Here is a 15,058-nt window from a genome sequence, read left to right on the forward strand (position 1 = left end):
ATCCGCGCCGGTCGACGACGGATGGCTCTGTGGCGATAGACGTCACGACTTTCGGCCGCGTTCCGGTGGGCTCTCGGAGAAAAGGGCTTTGGCACCCTGGTGAATTCGAGGATTTGGACATCTTTTCCGAGACAACCACATGCTGCTCGCCTCAGCAAAGATGTCCTTGTCCACGGCAATTCTCAGGCCACATCGTGACGCGGTTCGGTCGTGCGACGCCAACGTCCCCGCGCGTGCGGCCGGCACTGTCTCGGCGCGTCGCCATGCGAGCGAGCCGACGGGATGGCGCACCGTCCCGCCGGCCATGCGCTCACCGGACGCATCCGCCCGGCGGCCCGTTACCGGTCGTACTCGAAGGACTCTGTGAAGACCGTGTCGACCGGGTCGGACCAGCTCAGGTTCACGAACGAGAAGTCCGTGCTGCCCGTCCAGCCAGCCACCGCCGGGAACGCGACGCCCTGATCGCCCGGCACGTTGAGCGTCACCGCGGCGCCCGGCTGGACCGGCGACGCCGGTGCCGAACCGTTGACGAACGTCGCCGCAGGCTGCCCGGTCGCGGTTGCGCGAATCTGCACGCTACCGCGCTTGACGAACGGCAGCCCCGTTTTCGACGTCCAGCCCAGCGGGAAGGTCGCGCCGCCCGCGAACGTGCCGGCGGAGCCCGGCGTCAGCGCGTCGCGCGTGGACTGCGCCAGATCGTGCCATGCGTACTGGCGCAATGCGTCGGGCGACGGCGACGGCGTACGCAGCCGGACCGTGTAGTGCCTGGCCGGCGTCGCCGTGTTGCCGTTCTGGTAGACGTCGATCGTATAGGCGCTGAACGGCTTGATGTCGGCCAGCTCGGCGGTGCTCAATTGCGGCTTCGCCCATGCGGTATTGTTGCGCGGCGCGTCGCCGGGCCACGTGAACAGGCCCTGATTCGCCGGGTCCTGCGCGACGCCGGCCAGGCGGAAGCTGTTGCGGCACTGCGCATTTCTCGCCAGTGCGGCGAGCTGCGCCGGCGTCTGCCCGCTTGCAATCTGCGCACGGATGTTCAGCGTGTCGCAGGTACCGCTCGACGGCTGGAGGAATACGCCGTTGCGCAAGCCGGGGCCGTTGACGATCGCGAAGTCCACCGCGGTGCCGGCTGCATCGACAGCACCCACCTGCAGGCTGAGCGAATCGACGAACGCGTTGGTCCCCGTCGACGGATTGGCCGGATTCAGCCAGTCCCACTTCTGCGCGTTCGCATTCACCTTGCTCAGTACCGCGCGCTGATTGCCGATCACGCGCCAGCCGGTATCGCCGTTTGCGAGACTGCCCGCCCGCACCGCGAGTTGCACATTCTGCTGCATGCCGTCGCGAATGCCGTCGCTGCGCGTCCACGCGAGCTTGACCCACATCTTGTCGCTGGCGGCGACACGGATGACTTCCGGCAAGCTGAAGCTGGCGTTGTTCATCGCATCGTCGGCCACGATGCCCGGCGTGCCGCCGGCCGGCGCCCCGAACTCCTGGTCGACCGACAGTCCGTTGTTGAGGTACGCGGCGGGCACGCCTGCATTCAGCGCGCCAGACGCGACGTCGTCGACGAAGATCCGGCCGCACGCCGATACGCTGCCGCCCGTGCGCGCGGCGCCGGTCGTACCGGCGAAGCACTGGTTGAGCGCGCTCTGCAATGCCGCCAGATCGCTGGCACTCGGCAGGTTCGACACCACCGCGCCATTGATGGTCGCGGCGGCCGGCAGGCTGGCCTTGTCGCTCGCCTGCGGCGCGACGCCGGGCGCGAGCTGAAGCTGCACCGGCGTATCGCTGGACGCGCCCGCCACCGAGCTGATCTGGACGCCGCCGTCCGGCAGGACGTTGATCTTGACCTGGTCGAGCAACCGGTCGAGGCCCGGCGCGCCCGCGGTCAACGGGCCGGAAATCAGGTCGACGCCCGTATTGCCGGTGGCGGCCAGCAGGTCGGCCAGCGCCGACGAATAGGCCTGCACCGTGCTGGCGACGGCCTGGGCCGTGACCTTGCTTTGCAGCAAACCGGTGTCGGCCAGCAGCTTGGTCGGATTGTCGCCAATGATCGTGGCGGCGATCGCGTTCGTGATCGGCGTGATGTTGATCGTCTGCGTGCCGGCCGTGGCGCTGAGCGCGATCAGCGTGGCCTGCGAATCGGCGACGTTGCCGTATGCCGACAACGCGAATGGCGCGGTCAGGCCGGTCACCGTGCAATGAAACGCGCCAGTTGACGCATCGGCCGGGCAGTCGACCGCTTTGCCGGTCGCATCGACCAGTTTCACGGTGGCGGCCTGCATCGCAGCGCCGGCGGCCGCGACCCCGCTGACCGTCTGCGCGGCAGGTGCCGCGGGCGGCGAGGAGGAACTGTCGCCACCACCGCAAGCCGACAGGATGAGCACTGCAATACCGGATACGACAGGCGTGAGTTTCATTGCGTTTCCCCCGAGACCCTTCTGGTTGATGCGTGTCACATACACCGCTCATGCACGCTGAATGGCGAGGATTCTCGCAAAGCCGATTTTTGCGATCATCATTCAGGTGGATGAAAATCGGGAAATAACACGGCACGAAACGCAAATAACCTGTGTTAGCCTGAAAAAAATTCGGTATTCGAAGCAATATCGTCAGACAAAATCAACATACGAAGATCGCGAAGCGACGGGGGAAGCATGCAACGGGACCAACTCATCGGCGACCTCTACGAGGCCGCGCTGCATCCGGACGGTTTTCTCGAAGTGTTTCATCGGGTATCGGAATCGCTCGGCGCAAACGTGTTTCACATGTTCAGCTGGGACGTCGCGCGCAATGCCCCGAAATTCTCGATCTACTCGCCGCGCGCGGAGTTCGATGAGGTCATCACACTCTACGACCAGTATTACGGCGCGCTCGATCCGCGCCGCGGCTTCGTCGAGAACGCACCGCTCGGCGAATTCGTTTGTTGTCAGGATCACCTGACCGAGCGCGACGTCGAACGCAGCGAGTTCTTCCAGGACTATCAGATTCCGTCGGGATTTCGCTATCTGATGGGGATTCGCTTCGCGCGCCCCGGCAGCGACAACATTCTGCTCGGGTTACTGCGAGCGCACGGCCGAACACCCTATTCTTCGCAAGAACGCGCGACCCTGACCGGTATGGCCGGGCATCTGCAACGCTCGATCAACCTATGGCAAGACGCGAGAGTGCTGCATCGCGACGCCACGCTCGGCGCCGAACTGATGGAGGACCTGGGCCTGTCCGTCTTTGCACTGGACAGGCACTCGCGCGTCCTGTTCGTCAACCAGGCGGCAGAGTCGATGCTGCGCAGCACCACCTGCCTCAAGCTCGAGAACGGGCACCTGAGCGCGACGAGCGGGCCACAAAACGATGCGCTCAAGGCGGCGTTGACGCGCGTCGCGAAGACCCGAAAGAGCGAGAGCCTTGCCCTTTCCGGCACGTTGGTCGCAGCGCACGAAATTTTTCTCAGCATCGCGGTACTGTCCGGACAAGCGCTCCATGCCACTTTCGGCGATGCGACGATGCTGATCACGGTCAGGCGACGCAGCACCGCCCCGCTCGTCGTGGCACAACAGCTGCGGCAGTCGTTTGGCTTGTCGAGCGCCGAAGCTGCGGTCGCGGAAGCGTTGATCAGCGGCAAGACGCCTGACGAATGTGCAGCCAGCGCTGGCGTGTCGCTTGCGACGGTTCGCACCCAGTTGCGTGCAATCTATGAAAAGACACACTCCCGCAATCAGGCCGAAGCGGTCGGACGAATGCTCTGGGTACTCCCGCAACACAAGCGCAACGATTGACACTTCGAAGCGGCGAGAATGAGTTGCCGTGTGCCGCTGGTTTCCGGAAGTCGCGCAGGACCCGAGCGCCGGCGAAATACCATGGCCCGTCGTCGGGTAAGACGTGGTCCGGCCACGATCCGCGCCCGAAATGGCTCGTTGGCAAGTCGCTCGACTGCTATCTGGTCGAGCGAGCAGCGAAGCCGTGGTGGCTCGAAAAGGACGCCTGACGCATAGCGACAGATATCTCGGATTCGATCGAGCATGCGCCCCTATCACCCAAGCGGCCTGAGAACAGCGATCCGCCTGGGTATCGGTGGCGTCGAAGCGATCGGATGGCGCCTGTTGGCCCGCGGCTGATCAACCGCAGTCTGTCGTAAGACACATGAGAGCGCATTTGCCGACATCCTGGTGCCGAGACAGCAGAGGTTCGCTTTCCGACTCGACTCTCCAGTCCATGACCTGCTTGATCGCTGGCGAACCGGGTCCGTGGCTATGGAGCGCTACCGATCAGAACGAGGTCGAGCATACCTTCCCCTGGATCGTGTATGTGGAGGCGGTTCGTCCTCGCGGCGTCGCGCAGAACTTGGGAATCCTTCCCCCAAGACGCCTAGAATTCAGTCATGGCTGCATTCCACAAGGAGGCTGTCATGACTCAGTCGATGATTGGTTGGGTGGTTGGTCTTGCGGTGGTCGCGGTGGTTGCCATCGCGTTGGCGCGCCGTTACCAGAGCGAACATCCAAGTATGCAAATCGTTCAGTGGTTGGATTCCCATCACTTGGGGTGGATGCATCGCAAACATTAACGTTTCCACGCTGGCGGCGATAACCCCGCCTTGCTGAAGTTTACCGGGGACCGAACGCACAGATGCAGGCGGGCGGGTGAAGTCGACTATGTCGTTGTCTCACCGGGGGGCTTGGCAAGGAAGGCATGATGGATGATGAAGTGTGTACAACCCATACGCACGTAGCACGCCTTCGCGTGATGAAGACCGTGTCTGGGCGCTATCGCGGAATCGTCCACGTGCACCGCATTGGAGAGGATCCTGACTCCTCTGAGCAACACGATACCGAAGGGGATTTTGCAACGGACGTAGAGGCGCGTGACGCCGCTCGAACGCTCGCGCGCAGTTTGGTCGACGAGCAAATCGAGGCGCACGAAAAAGCGCAAGGAATCGATTGAATCTGCGTCGGCGGATTGGTCGCTACGCAGCGTCGCTCGGCAACGCAACGTCCATCAGCGCGTAGCGCGCCAGTCGCGCAATGCGGCCGCTCGTCCGTTGATCTGCTTTGAGAGCACGGAAAAAAAGAAATGTCGGTGTTACGGCGCAAGTTTCCTGTTGACCGGCAGCATGGCATCGGCTCGCTCAATATCAGATCGGGACGCGAGTCTCCGATTGACGCGCGCTCCCATGCATTGCTGTTCAGCAAAGAGACGTTTCAAAGAACTGCGTCGAGCATCCAATGTTCGCCTCGGTGCTGGTCGATGATGTCTTCTGCGTAACGTTGCGAGGCCCGGCGTGCGTCACCGGCACTGGCAAATGGCGAACCGTCGACCAGCTTGAAGGTCTGGCTCCGGGTCAGCGTGGTGTCAGTGCCGCGCAGGCAAACCTTGACCGCCGCGTCGAAACCAGCTTCGTAGTTGTGAGTACCGCCGGCGCCTGTGTGAAAGTGAGGGTAAATCAGCGGATATATTTCGAATCCGCGATAGGTACACATACTCATGATGAACTCCTGGTGATTGATGGCTACGAATTGCGTAGACGAGCGCAATCAATCCTGTATCGGCGCTACATGGTCAGCGTCGAACAAATCGGTTTCGAGGCGCACTGGGCGAAGCCCGTTCGTCTTTGTGCCGGAAATTGATACGCCCTTTGGTCAGGTCATAGACCGACAATTCCAGCCTGATCGCAAACTCACGATGAATGAGCCGTCCGGTCGTTCGCGACCGGACGCGCGGCTTCCCCACCCTCTTCCTTGTGGTGTACGTTCGCACATATCCGTGCAGGTCGTCTCGACGCGAAACGGCAGTCGCAGGAGGACCGGGGGCGCCTGCGGCGAATGCGAAAGATCCCGACCGATGACTGCATGACCGATCCCGCACGCAGGATCGGCGAATGATATGGATTACTGAGGAATGATGTTCGATGCCTGCAGCCCCTTGGGCCCGCGCTTCGTCTCATAGCTGACCTTTTGACCTTCGGTCAGCGTCTTGAAGCCATCGCCGCGAATCTCCGAGAAGTGCGCGAACAGATCATCGCCGCCGCTGTCAGGCGTGATGAAGCCAAAACCCTTGCTGTCGTTGAACCACTTGACGGTACCGGTATCCATGGAAATTCTCCTGATATTGGACAATATGTATGCGCCCCGATAGGGGTGCACGACAAAGGATCAAGGAGGGAGAGGACAACGAATACCGCGTTCCGCGGTCAGTGATGAGCAGCAATCGCGCTTCGCTTCTTGAAGGCTTCAGACACCCACCCTACGCGGGGCCAAACACCCTGTCAAGCTGTTTCGGCCGGAGCATTTCGGGTAGCCGCGCAAGAAGACGCCGCGATCGGCGAGGCTCGCCACGGTTGCGCATCCCAGTCTCCATGGCTTCGAGTTGTTTCGAATTTCTAAGTGAAATTTCGACGATACCGTCAGGGCACAATCTCCCCGCGTACCGGCGATTTTTCACACATGGCTGAACCGATGCGGCCCCGCGCCCAATCGGGGCCGCACGCCATGCAGCGGTTCGCTCAGAACTTTCGCTGTACAAGTTCGCCAATGGGCGTAGGATGCATTCGTTGACTGACTCGCTACCGATTCCCGCGCCACTCAACGCGCCCCCCCTCCGAACGTGATCGGGCCTCTCATCGAAACCGCGCAATGCGGACGAGCGCGACGCGTATCGACTGCCTATACGAAGCGTCTGATCGATGCGTGTCTACAGGACATGCGCGTGTTGGATTGCGCGTCCCGATCTCTTCCTCGGTCCATCCTGCTTCTGCGTCCGCGGCGGCGCCACAGACTCGAACACGCCTGGCGCATGGCGCGCCGGCATCGGCGGGAGACTGGATATGAACAGGAAAGACCTGTTGAAATGGATTCGACACGATGGTTCTGGCTTCATCGAGCAGTTCCTTCCGGATGACGCTCGTGCCGAGCTGGATGACGTCATTCGCGATCGTCGTCATGAAATCGATGAGGATGCCTTTCTGATGTTTTTCTCGATCCGCGCGATGTTGCGAAAAGGCGGAATGGCGAGCTGCGAATCGGACCACGAGGCAGGCCAGATCATTGCACTCCTCAAGATTTGAGGGTCCCGGTCGCGACGAGACACTCGCGGTGGCCACTGGTCCCGCAGAAACTGAAGGAGGAAGGCAAATGCAGCTCGATTCAACCCGATTCCATATCGACCCGACACCGCGCAGAGCCGACGGGGAATACATGGCACACGCGCGGATCAGCATCAATCGTTCGGATGGCAGTGAGTGTGACATGCAACTGAGCGGAGATCTGGCTGGCTTCGATGTGCGCGAGGATGCGATTGTCTTTGCGAAAAGCTGGGCCCTCGAATGGCTCGAGGCGCATTCGGTCGACGATCTCCCAGCGTCGATGATTTGAACTTCGGGTGGCACGCCAGCCGCCCGAGCAATTAGGGAGTCGCCGGGATCGAGGCGGACGGCAATACAGCCTGCAGCCAAGGCAGCAAGCACGCCCTTCAACGGGCTCATCACCGCGAGTAGTGCGGTGATCGATGCTGCAGCGGTCTGTGTCTGTCCCGGCGCCTTCGTTCCTCAAGCCACGCCCAGCGCTTCCGTCAACACCTTTACGAACTGGCTAGCGTCCCGCATGGCCCGGTCGAGATCTGAAAGGAAGCGCCCCCACTGCGCCGCTCATCTTTCCCGCGCTGACGCCATCGGGCCGCACGAGTCCCACGTCCACGAAGTCCGCGACTCTCGTAAACCAGACTTCCTCCCAGGTGCGGCACGTCGCATCGGGATATCATTCCAGTCTATCGAAGGCACCCGCTTCGAGATCTTTCCTGAAATGCTGTAGCCAGTCGCTTTCGTCGCCGATCACGTATTCCTTCGTAATCTGCGTCGAGAACCTGGTGATGGTGACATAGCCCTGTAGACCGAGGTTCTCGTCACCCTTCGGGTCGGTCGTATCCGTTTCCTGCAGATCGAAATCGCCCTCTGCCAAACCACGGCGCTCCAGGGTCGCTAGAAAGTCTCGGTGTTCATTCGGTTCGATCAGCCGCATATTCAGCCCCCTTTGTGTTCAGCGGAGATGTCGCGGGGCTCGATGTCACGGGGGCCGACGGCACCCGTTCAAGCGTTGAAATCATGCGCACTGAACCCATGCGGTGTACATCACGATCCCCGACATACGGCGCTACCAGGAAGCAAGCATCATTGCCTGCGGTTTTATCGTCTCGGTCCTTTCATGCTTTCCGACTCCATGGCCGCATTCCGCTCTTCACTCGCCTCGATGGGGTCCATCGCTTCGTCAACCGACGCCGTTGCGCGCTCAGCAGCCGCTTTGGTTTCGTCTTCCAGTGAATCGGCATCGCTGTTGCTGTCATCCGGGGGTAGCAGCATGTCATTGAGCATCGCGCTCAACTCCGGCGTGTCCCACGGCAGGCCACGGCTGGTTCGGACCTTTATGTAGTGTCTCACTTCCGCGTCCTGCTCCGCAGTTAGCGGCAGGCCCTGGAAGGTGCTTTGGGGGTCAGGATCTCTCATCACTGTCTCCTCCTGCTATAGCGTCTTCAGTGTAGTCCCATTGCGACCATGAGAGCCGTGACCGCAGCGCTCATTCGTTGAGTCGAATGCCATGCGTCGCTGCGGCAGGCAACAGGCGCTATCAGCTGTCGTTGGCTGCCTACATCACGATGACATTCGAGCCGCCGAGCCCCTTAGTCAAGAGGCATTCCGTCCACAATTCCGTCCGCGAGTACATCACCTGGTACCGCAGGCAGTGTCTGCAGTCGCGGGTTGACTACGCACACGATATCCATGCGCGGGGCGTCGAGGCGGATGGCTTGATGACACATTGCGCCAGATACCCATGTGAGCAAATATTCTCCGATCATTTCCTGTAAGCCGAGGCAGGTCGCACCCTTCAAGTACGTGCCGCAGTCAATTATTCAAAGACAACATATTGAGACTGCGGACATCTTTTCCGCGAGACAACAATTGTCGCCCGAACCATCGAATTCCCCCGCCTCCCCCGTACCGGCAATCGTCAAACAAACTGTACCGGTACTGTACAGAAAACCGCCGCTACACTGACTCCATCCCAGTCTCGAACCGAATGGAGCATCCGCGATGGAATTCCTCACCTTGAGTGCACTGCCCGCCGGCATGCTGTTCGCGCTCGTCACGTCGATCACGCCTGGCCCGAACAACACGATGCTGCTCGCGTCCGGCGTGAATTTCGGGTTCCGCCGCACGATGCCGCACCTGTTCGGCATCAGCATCGGCGTCGCGATCCTGATGCTGTGCGTCGGCTTCGGTCTCGGCGAAGCGTTTCGGCGCGTGCCGCTCCTGTACACGATCCTCGAGATCGCGAGCGTCGCCTACCTGCTGTACCTGGCATGGCGCATCGGCACGTCCGGCGAAGTGAAGGCGCAAGGCGCCAAGCCGCGGCCGATGACGTTCATCGAAGCCGCCGCGTTCCAGTGGGTCAATCCGAAGGCGTGGATGATGGTGCTGACCGCCGCGACGACGATCCGCCTGTCCGCCGACTACGGGATGAACGCCGCGTGGATGGCCGTCGTGTTCATCCTGATCGGCTTTCCGTGCATCAGCCTGTGGGCCGCGTTCGGCCTCGGCCTGCGCCGTTTCCTGTCGAACCGCCGCGCATTGCGCATCTTCAACGTGACGATGGCCGTGCTGCTGATCCTGTCGCTATATCCGCTCGTCGCGCACCTGCTGCCGCAGTGAGCGCTCACCGCGCGCCCGTTGAGCTTCGCGCGATGCAGGCGTACCCTTTTGGTACGGGTGTGTGCAGCCGCTTCGCCGGTTGCACCACTGCTGCACGGAGATTGCCGATGAAGCCACTGCTGAGAACCGGCGAGCACATCGAAGGCATGCACTGGATCGCCGAGTACCACCCGCTCACGCACGACATCCGCGTGCTGCGCGAAAACATCGAAGTGGGTACGTACTGCGCGCCGCCCACGCTGTTCGGCGACGAGGAAGAGCTGGGTGCCGCGAACCATGACGATCATCGCAGCCAGGAGGCCGCGCTGCGCGCGTATCTGCGCAACTTCGTGAAGGAACACGACGCGGAGGAGTAGCGGCACGACGGCCGCGATGTCGACGGGCCGCCGAAGCGGCCCGGGGTGCTGTTGCGCGTCATCCGGCCGGCCAGCCGCGCCGTGGCCGGCGTGCGACCGACCTGAATCGATCGCAGCACCCGCCGGGCCGGCGCAGCGCCCCGGCCCCGCTACCGCTCAATGCCCGAGCGACTCGATCTTGCCGCCCGGCTGCGCGACGCCATGCGGCCGCGCCGCCTGCTTGATCAGCAGCGCAACGCATGCCAGCAAACCCGCGACCGCGATCGTCGCGAACACGCCCGCGAACGAGAAGTGCCGGCGCGTCAGTTCGGCGACGAGGAACGATCCGGCGATCCCACCGAAGCGGCCGACCCCCAGCATCCACGCCACGCCCGTGCCGCGCCCCTCGGTCGGATAGAACGCGGCGGCGAGCGCCGGCATCGACGATTGCGCGGTGTTCATCAGCACGCCGGCCACGAACACGACCAGCACGAGCAGCCCGACATTCCCGGCCGCCTGCCCGATCGCATACACGCTGATCGCGGTCAGCGCGTAGCACACGGCGATCACGCGGTTTGCGTTGAAGCGGTCCATCAGCACGCCGCACAGCACCGCGCCGACGCCGCCGAGCGGGAACAGCGCGGAGATCAGCGTCGCGCTCTTCGGCGTGAGACCGGCGTCCTTCAGCAGGATCGGCATCCAGTTGATCGACGCGTAGAAGATCACGAGGCCCATGAAGTACGCGATCCACAGCATCACCGAGCCGACGATGTACGAGCGCGACAGCACGACGCCGAGCCCCCGGCTGCCCGTCTGCGGCGCGGCTTCGGTCATCGCGAACGAGCCGGCGTTCAGCGCCTCGCGCGAGATCCGTGCGAGCGTCGTACGGATCCGGTCGACGCTCTGGCCACGCGCGACCATGAAGCGCACCGATTCAGGCATCTTCAGCAGCAGCAGCACGCCGAGCAGCAACGGCGTCACGCCACCCAGCATCAGCACGCTGCGCCAGCCGAAATGCGGAATCATCCACGCGGCGAGAAAACCGCCGAATGCGGCACCGAGCGGGAAGCCGCAGAACATCAGGTTGATCACGGTCGCGCGGCGCTTGTCCGGGCAGAACTCGCCCATCATCGTGACGGCGTTCGGCATCGCCGCGCCGAGGCCGACGCCGGTGACGAACCGCAGGACCGTCAGGTGTCCGATGGTCGTCGAGAACGCGGACGCGAAACACGCGACGCCGAACAGGAACACCGAGCCGAGCAGCAGCGAACGGCGCCCGAGCCGGTCCGACAGCGGACCCGACACGAGTGCGCCACATGCCAGGCCGAACAGCGCGGCACTCAGCACCGGCGCGAGATCGGGCTTGGTCAGGTTCCATTCGCCCAGCAGCGACGGCGCGATGAAGCCGATCGCGGCCGTATCGAAGCCGTCGAGCAACACGATCACGAAACACATCAGGAACACGAGCCACTGGAAGCCGCCGAACGGCTGCTCGTTAATGAAGGTCTGGACATCGACCACGGGTGTGCGATTCATCGCTAGTCTCCTTGTCGGCCGAAGGTGGCGCTGCAGCGCTGGCTCCGGTCGCATCCAACATTGATATATGCAAGAAGCGCGGCCTCATGGCCGCGCCTTTCCTTTGTTCGCACGCCGATTCGCTGCCGGCGCGTTTGTTCATCGACTACGGCTCGCCGACATCAGCAGGCCGCCCGATGGGATCACTGCCGGCGCTTAGCCCGCACCATCTTGTTCCTTGAAGATCTTGTCCGCGAGATGGAACGCGGAATTCGCGGCCGGCACGCCGCAGTAGATCGCGGTCTGCAGCAGCACTTCCTTGATCTCGTCGCGCGTCACGCCGTTGTTGCGCGCGGCGCGCAGGTGCAGCGCGAGCTCCTCGCCGCGGTTCAGCGCGACCATCATCGCGATGGTCAGCAGGCTACGCGTATGACGCGGCAGGCCGTCGCGCGTCCAGATCTCGCCCCATGCATAGCGCGTGATCAGGTTCTGGAATTCGTCGGTCACCTCGGTGCGGTTCTCGATCGAACGGTCGACGTGCGCGTCGCCGAGCACCGCGCGACGCACCTTCATCCCTGCTTCGTAACGTTGCTGGTCGTCCATCGTCGGTGCCTCACGCGGTCAGGAAATCGAGCAGCGCGCGGTTGAAACCGTCGGTGCACTCGATGTTCGAAATGTGCGCGGCGTCGAATTCGACGTGACGCGCGCCGGGAATCGCGGCGGCCAGCGCACGGCCCTGGTCGGGCGGCGTCGACATGTCCTTCGCACCGGTCACGACGAGCACCGGCAGCGCGATGCCCTTCACTTCCTCGCGCAGGTCGGCCGCGTTCAGCGCATCGCAATTCGCCGCATAGCCGTCCTGGTCGGTATGCACGAAGGTGTCGCGGATCGCGTCGAACAGGCGCGGCTCGCGCTCGACGAACGCGTCGGTGAACCAGCGCGGCAGCACCGCGTCGGCCAGCGCGGCCATCCCTTCGGCACGCGCCTTCTGCGCACGCGGCGCCCAGACTTCCGGCGAACCGATCTTCGCGGCGGTGTTCGCCAGCACGGCGCGTACGATGCGCGACGGGAAGCGCGCGGCGAGCGCAGCGCCGGTCAGGCCGCCCATCGAGATCCCGCAGAAATGCGCGCGATCGATGCCGACGTGGTCGAGCAGGCCGATCACGTCGCCCGCGAGCTGGTCGACCGTGTACGAACCGGCCGGCGCTTCCGAATGCCCGTGGCCGCGCGTGTCGTAACGCAGGATGTTGAAGTGCTGCGTGAGCGGGCGAATCTGCGGCGCCCACATCTGCAGGTCGGCGCCGAGCGAGTTCGAGAAGACGAGCCACGGCGCGTCGTCGCGCGCGGCACGGTCGATCCGGTAATGCAGTTTCACGCCGTTGACAGTGGCGAAGGGCATCAATGTTCTCCTGGTTGTTTCGCGCTCGCGTGCAGCGCGAGCACGGCGTCGACATAGGCCTGCGCCTCACCGACGTAATGTGCGGGATCGAGCAGCCGCGCGAGCGCGTCGCGCGACAGGTGGGCGGATACGGTCGCATCGGCGGCGAGCACGTCGAACAGCGTCGCGCCGGTGCGCACCGCTTCCTTCGACGCATGCTCGACGACATGATGCGCGTCGAGCCGGCCGATCCGGTCGCCGAGCGCGAGCATCACGGCTTCGCCGAGGATCAGCCCGTGCGTCAGGTCGAGGTTCTCGGCCAGGCGCCCGGTATTCACGTCGAGGCCCGCGACGATCTGTGCGATCTGTGCGAGCGCGCCGCCGGTCAGGCGCGCGAGGTCGGGTAGCGCGTCCCATTCGGCCTGCCAGCCGCCGAGCGCGCGCTCGTGCTCCTGCACCATCCCCGCGAACACGGTCGCGACGAGGTTCGGCGCGCGTACCGCGGCGGTCAGCACGGCCGCGCAACCGACCGGGTTGCGCTTGTGCGGCATCGTCGACGAGCCGCCCTTGCCGGCGGCAGCCGGTTCGCCGAGCTCGCCGACTTCGGTCTGCATCTGCAGCGATACGTCGCGTGCGATCTTGCCGAGCGTGCCGGTCAGCATGCCGAAGCACGACGCGGCTTCAGCGATGCGGTCGCGCTGCGTATGCCACGGCACGGCCGGCAGCGCGAGGTTCAGGTCGGCCGCGAGCGCAGCGCTCACGCCGGCCGCGTGCTCACGCAGGCTCGCCAGCGTGCCAGCGGCGCCGCCGAACTGCAGCACCAGCGCCCGCTTGCGCAATTCGGCGAAGCGCGCGCGATGACGCAGCAGCGCATCGAGCCATTGGGCAAATTTCAGGCCGAGCGTGATCGGCAGCGCCTGCTGCAACCACGTGCGACCGATCATCGGCGTCGCGCGATGCGTGCGCGCCAGCGTCGCGAGCGATGCGCACGCTTCGTCGAGCAGCGGCTCGAGCACGTCGAGCGTGTCGCGCAACTGCAGCATGGTCGCGGTATCGATGATGTCCTGGCTCGTCGCGCCCCAGTGCACGAACTTCGCGGCCTCGGGGTCGTCGGCCTTCACCTCGGCGGTGAGCAGCTTGACGAGCGGAATCGCGAGATTGCCGCCGAGCGCCGCGCCACGCGCGAGCGCATCGGCGTCGAGCCGGCCGGCATCGCACGCGCGTTCGATCGGCGCGACCGCCGTGGCGGGAATCACCTGCTGCGCGGCGAGCGCACGCGTGAGCGCGGCTTCGACGTCGAGCATCCGCTGGATCGTCGCGCGGGGCGACCAGATCCGGTTGAGCGGCTCGGTGCCGCAGATGAGGGAGGTCAGGCGGGCACTGTCTTCGAGCATGGCATCAGAGTGGGGAAACGGCGTGCGCCTATTGTCTACCCAAGCGCGCCGGCGTGCGCTCGCTCGCGCGCGCCGGCACGCTTGCGGTTCAGGCTGCGGCCTTGCGCGTCGCGTCGATCAGCGGCACGCCGGTCAGTTTCTGCAGTTCGTCGAACGACAGGTCGGTGAAGATCTCGCTCACCGCGAGGCCGTCGGACGTCACGTCGAGCACGGCGAGATCGGTATAGATGCGGCTCACGCACTGCACGCCGGTCACCGGATACGAGCACGCCGCGACGATCTTGCTCTCGCCCTGCTTCGTCAGGTGCTCCATCATCACGAACACCTGCTTCGCGCCGATCGCGAGGTCCATCGCGCCGCCGACGGCCGGAATCGCATCGGGCGCGCCCGTATGCCAGTTCGCGAGGTCGCCGTTCGCCGACACCTGGAACGCGCCGAGCACGCAGTAGTCGAGGTGGCCGCCGCGCATCATCGCGAACGAATCCGAGTGGTGGAAATACGCGCCGCCGGTGAGCAGCGTCACGTGCTGCTTGCCGGCGTTGATCAGCTCGTCGTCTTCCTCGCCGGGCGCGGGCGCCGGGCCCATGCCGAGCAGGCCGTTCTCGCTGTGCAGGAAGATTTCCTTGCTCGGGTCGAGGTGGTTCGCCACCAGCGTCGGCACGCCGATGCCGAGGTTCACGTAAGCGCCTTCGGGGATATCCAGGGCGACGCGCTTGGCCATTTCATCGCGGGTCAGTCGTTTCAT

The 15,058-nt window shown here is 64.0% G+C and carries 17 protein-coding genes and 2 pseudogenes; 8 read left to right on the forward strand and 11 right to left on the reverse strand.

The annotated features are described in order from the left end of the window. Nucleotides 1-338: 338 nt before the first annotated feature. Nucleotides 339-2,420 (reverse strand): hypothetical protein, encoded by a 2,082-nt coding sequence (locus GEM_RS27240; protein WP_014900651.1) that lies wholly within the window; start codon nt 2,418-2,420, stop codon nt 339-341. A gap of 237 nt (nt 2,421-2,657) precedes the next feature. Here GEM_RS27240 and GEM_RS27245 point away from each other — a divergent pair, with 237 nt between their 5' ends. The 4 genes and pseudogenes from GEM_RS27245 (at nt 2,658) to GEM_RS30660 (ending at nt 4,938) form a co-directional block, all read left to right on the forward strand. After that, nucleotides 2,658-3,776, forward strand: coding sequence for a LuxR family transcriptional regulator (locus GEM_RS27245; RefSeq protein WP_014900652.1), 1,119 nt, complete (start codon nt 2,658-2,660; stop codon nt 3,774-3,776). Between the two features lie 14 nt (nt 3,777-3,790). Then, nucleotides 3,791-3,985: pseudogene (locus GEM_RS30655) on the forward strand (H-NS family nucleoid-associated regulatory protein); the annotation flags it as partial. Nucleotides 3,986-4,405: 420 nt separating this feature from the next. Continuing rightward, nucleotides 4,406-4,561, forward strand: coding sequence for a hypothetical protein (locus GEM_RS32045; RefSeq protein WP_014900653.1), 156 nt, complete (start codon nt 4,406-4,408; stop codon nt 4,559-4,561). Between the two features lie 128 nt (nt 4,562-4,689). Next, a complete protein-coding gene (locus GEM_RS30660) occupies nt 4,690-4,938 on the forward strand; it encodes a hypothetical protein (RefSeq protein WP_272148419.1) in 249 nt (82 codons plus the stop codon). A 257-nt stretch (nt 4,939-5,195) separates the two neighbouring features. On the opposite strand, the gene GEM_RS27260 is transcribed toward GEM_RS30660, so the two are convergent. The 3 genes and pseudogenes from GEM_RS27260 to GEM_RS27265 form a co-directional block, all read right to left on the reverse strand. Next, nucleotides 5,196-5,480, reverse strand: coding sequence for a hypothetical protein (locus tag GEM_RS27260; RefSeq protein ID WP_014900654.1), 285 nt, complete (start codon nt 5,478-5,480; stop codon nt 5,196-5,198). Between the two features lie 73 nt (nt 5,481-5,553). After that, a pseudogene (locus GEM_RS30665) lies at nt 5,554-5,664 on the reverse strand (translation initiation factor IF-1); the annotation flags it as partial. A gap of 218 nt (nt 5,665-5,882) precedes the next feature. Continuing rightward, nucleotides 5,883-6,086 carry a cold-shock protein gene (locus tag GEM_RS27265; protein ID WP_014900655.1) on the reverse strand — a complete coding sequence of 68 codons (204 nt, stop codon included), beginning with the start codon at nt 6,084-6,086 and terminating at the stop codon, nt 5,883-5,885. 731 nt (nt 6,087-6,817) lie between these two features. Between GEM_RS27265 and GEM_RS27270 the strand changes: the two genes are divergently transcribed. After that, nucleotides 6,818-7,057 (forward strand): hypothetical protein, encoded by a 240-nt coding sequence (locus GEM_RS27270; RefSeq protein WP_041490858.1) that lies wholly within the window; start codon nt 6,818-6,820, stop codon nt 7,055-7,057. A 67-nt stretch (nt 7,058-7,124) separates the two neighbouring features. Next, a complete protein-coding gene (locus tag GEM_RS27275; RefSeq protein ID WP_014900657.1) occupies nt 7,125-7,364 on the forward strand; it encodes a hypothetical protein in 240 nt (79 codons plus the stop codon). A 381-nt stretch (nt 7,365-7,745) separates the two neighbouring features. On the opposite strand, the gene GEM_RS27280 is transcribed toward GEM_RS27275, so the two are convergent. Then, nucleotides 7,746-8,006 (reverse strand): hypothetical protein, encoded by a 261-nt coding sequence (locus GEM_RS27280; protein ID WP_014900658.1) that lies wholly within the window; start codon nt 8,004-8,006, stop codon nt 7,746-7,748. A 164-nt stretch (nt 8,007-8,170) separates the two neighbouring features. Continuing rightward, nucleotides 8,171-8,488, reverse strand: coding sequence for a hypothetical protein (locus GEM_RS27285; protein ID WP_014900659.1), 318 nt, complete (start codon nt 8,486-8,488; stop codon nt 8,171-8,173). A 585-nt stretch (nt 8,489-9,073) separates the two neighbouring features. Between GEM_RS27285 and GEM_RS27295 the strand changes: the two genes are divergently transcribed. Continuing rightward, on the forward strand, nt 9,074-9,691 hold the full coding sequence (locus GEM_RS27295) for a LysE family translocator (RefSeq protein WP_014900660.1): 618 nt from the start codon (nt 9,074-9,076) through the stop codon (nt 9,689-9,691). A 107-nt stretch (nt 9,692-9,798) separates the two neighbouring features. Next, nucleotides 9,799-10,047: a hypothetical protein gene (locus GEM_RS27300; protein WP_014900661.1), complete on the forward strand. Its 249-nt coding sequence runs from the start codon at nt 9,799-9,801 to the stop codon at nt 10,045-10,047. 156 nt (nt 10,048-10,203) lie between these two features. Here GEM_RS27300 and GEM_RS27305 read toward each other — a convergent pair whose 3' ends face one another. From GEM_RS27305 to GEM_RS27325, 5 genes are all read right to left on the reverse strand, one after another. Next, entirely contained in the window at nt 10,204-11,562 is a 1,359-nt protein-coding gene (locus tag GEM_RS27305) for an MFS transporter (protein WP_014900662.1), read from the reverse strand. 195 nt (nt 11,563-11,757) lie between these two features. After that, the gene (gene pcaC, locus GEM_RS27310; RefSeq protein WP_006756643.1) at nt 11,758-12,144 is read right to left on the reverse strand and encodes a 4-carboxymuconolactone decarboxylase; all 387 of its coding nucleotides are present in this window, start codon (nt 12,142-12,144) and stop codon (nt 11,758-11,760) included. Nucleotides 12,145-12,154: 10 nt separating this feature from the next. Then, nucleotides 12,155-12,940 carry a 3-oxoadipate enol-lactonase gene (gene pcaD / locus GEM_RS27315; protein ID WP_014900663.1) on the reverse strand — a complete coding sequence of 262 codons (786 nt, stop codon included), beginning with the start codon at nt 12,938-12,940 and terminating at the stop codon, nt 12,155-12,157. Continuing rightward, a complete protein-coding gene (locus GEM_RS27320; RefSeq protein WP_014900664.1) occupies nt 12,940-14,313 on the reverse strand; it encodes a 3-carboxy-cis,cis-muconate cycloisomerase in 1,374 nt (457 codons plus the stop codon). The genes pcaD and GEM_RS27320 overlap by 1 nt, the downstream gene beginning before the upstream one ends. A gap of 88 nt (nt 14,314-14,401) precedes the next feature. Then, nucleotides 14,402-15,058, reverse strand: coding sequence for a CoA transferase subunit B (locus tag GEM_RS27325; protein WP_014900665.1), 657 nt, complete (start codon nt 15,056-15,058; stop codon nt 14,402-14,404).

This window comes from Burkholderia cepacia GG4, assembly GCF_000292915.1.
In the GTDB taxonomy this organism is placed as follows: domain Bacteria; phylum Pseudomonadota; class Gammaproteobacteria; order Burkholderiales; family Burkholderiaceae; genus Burkholderia; species Burkholderia cepacia_D.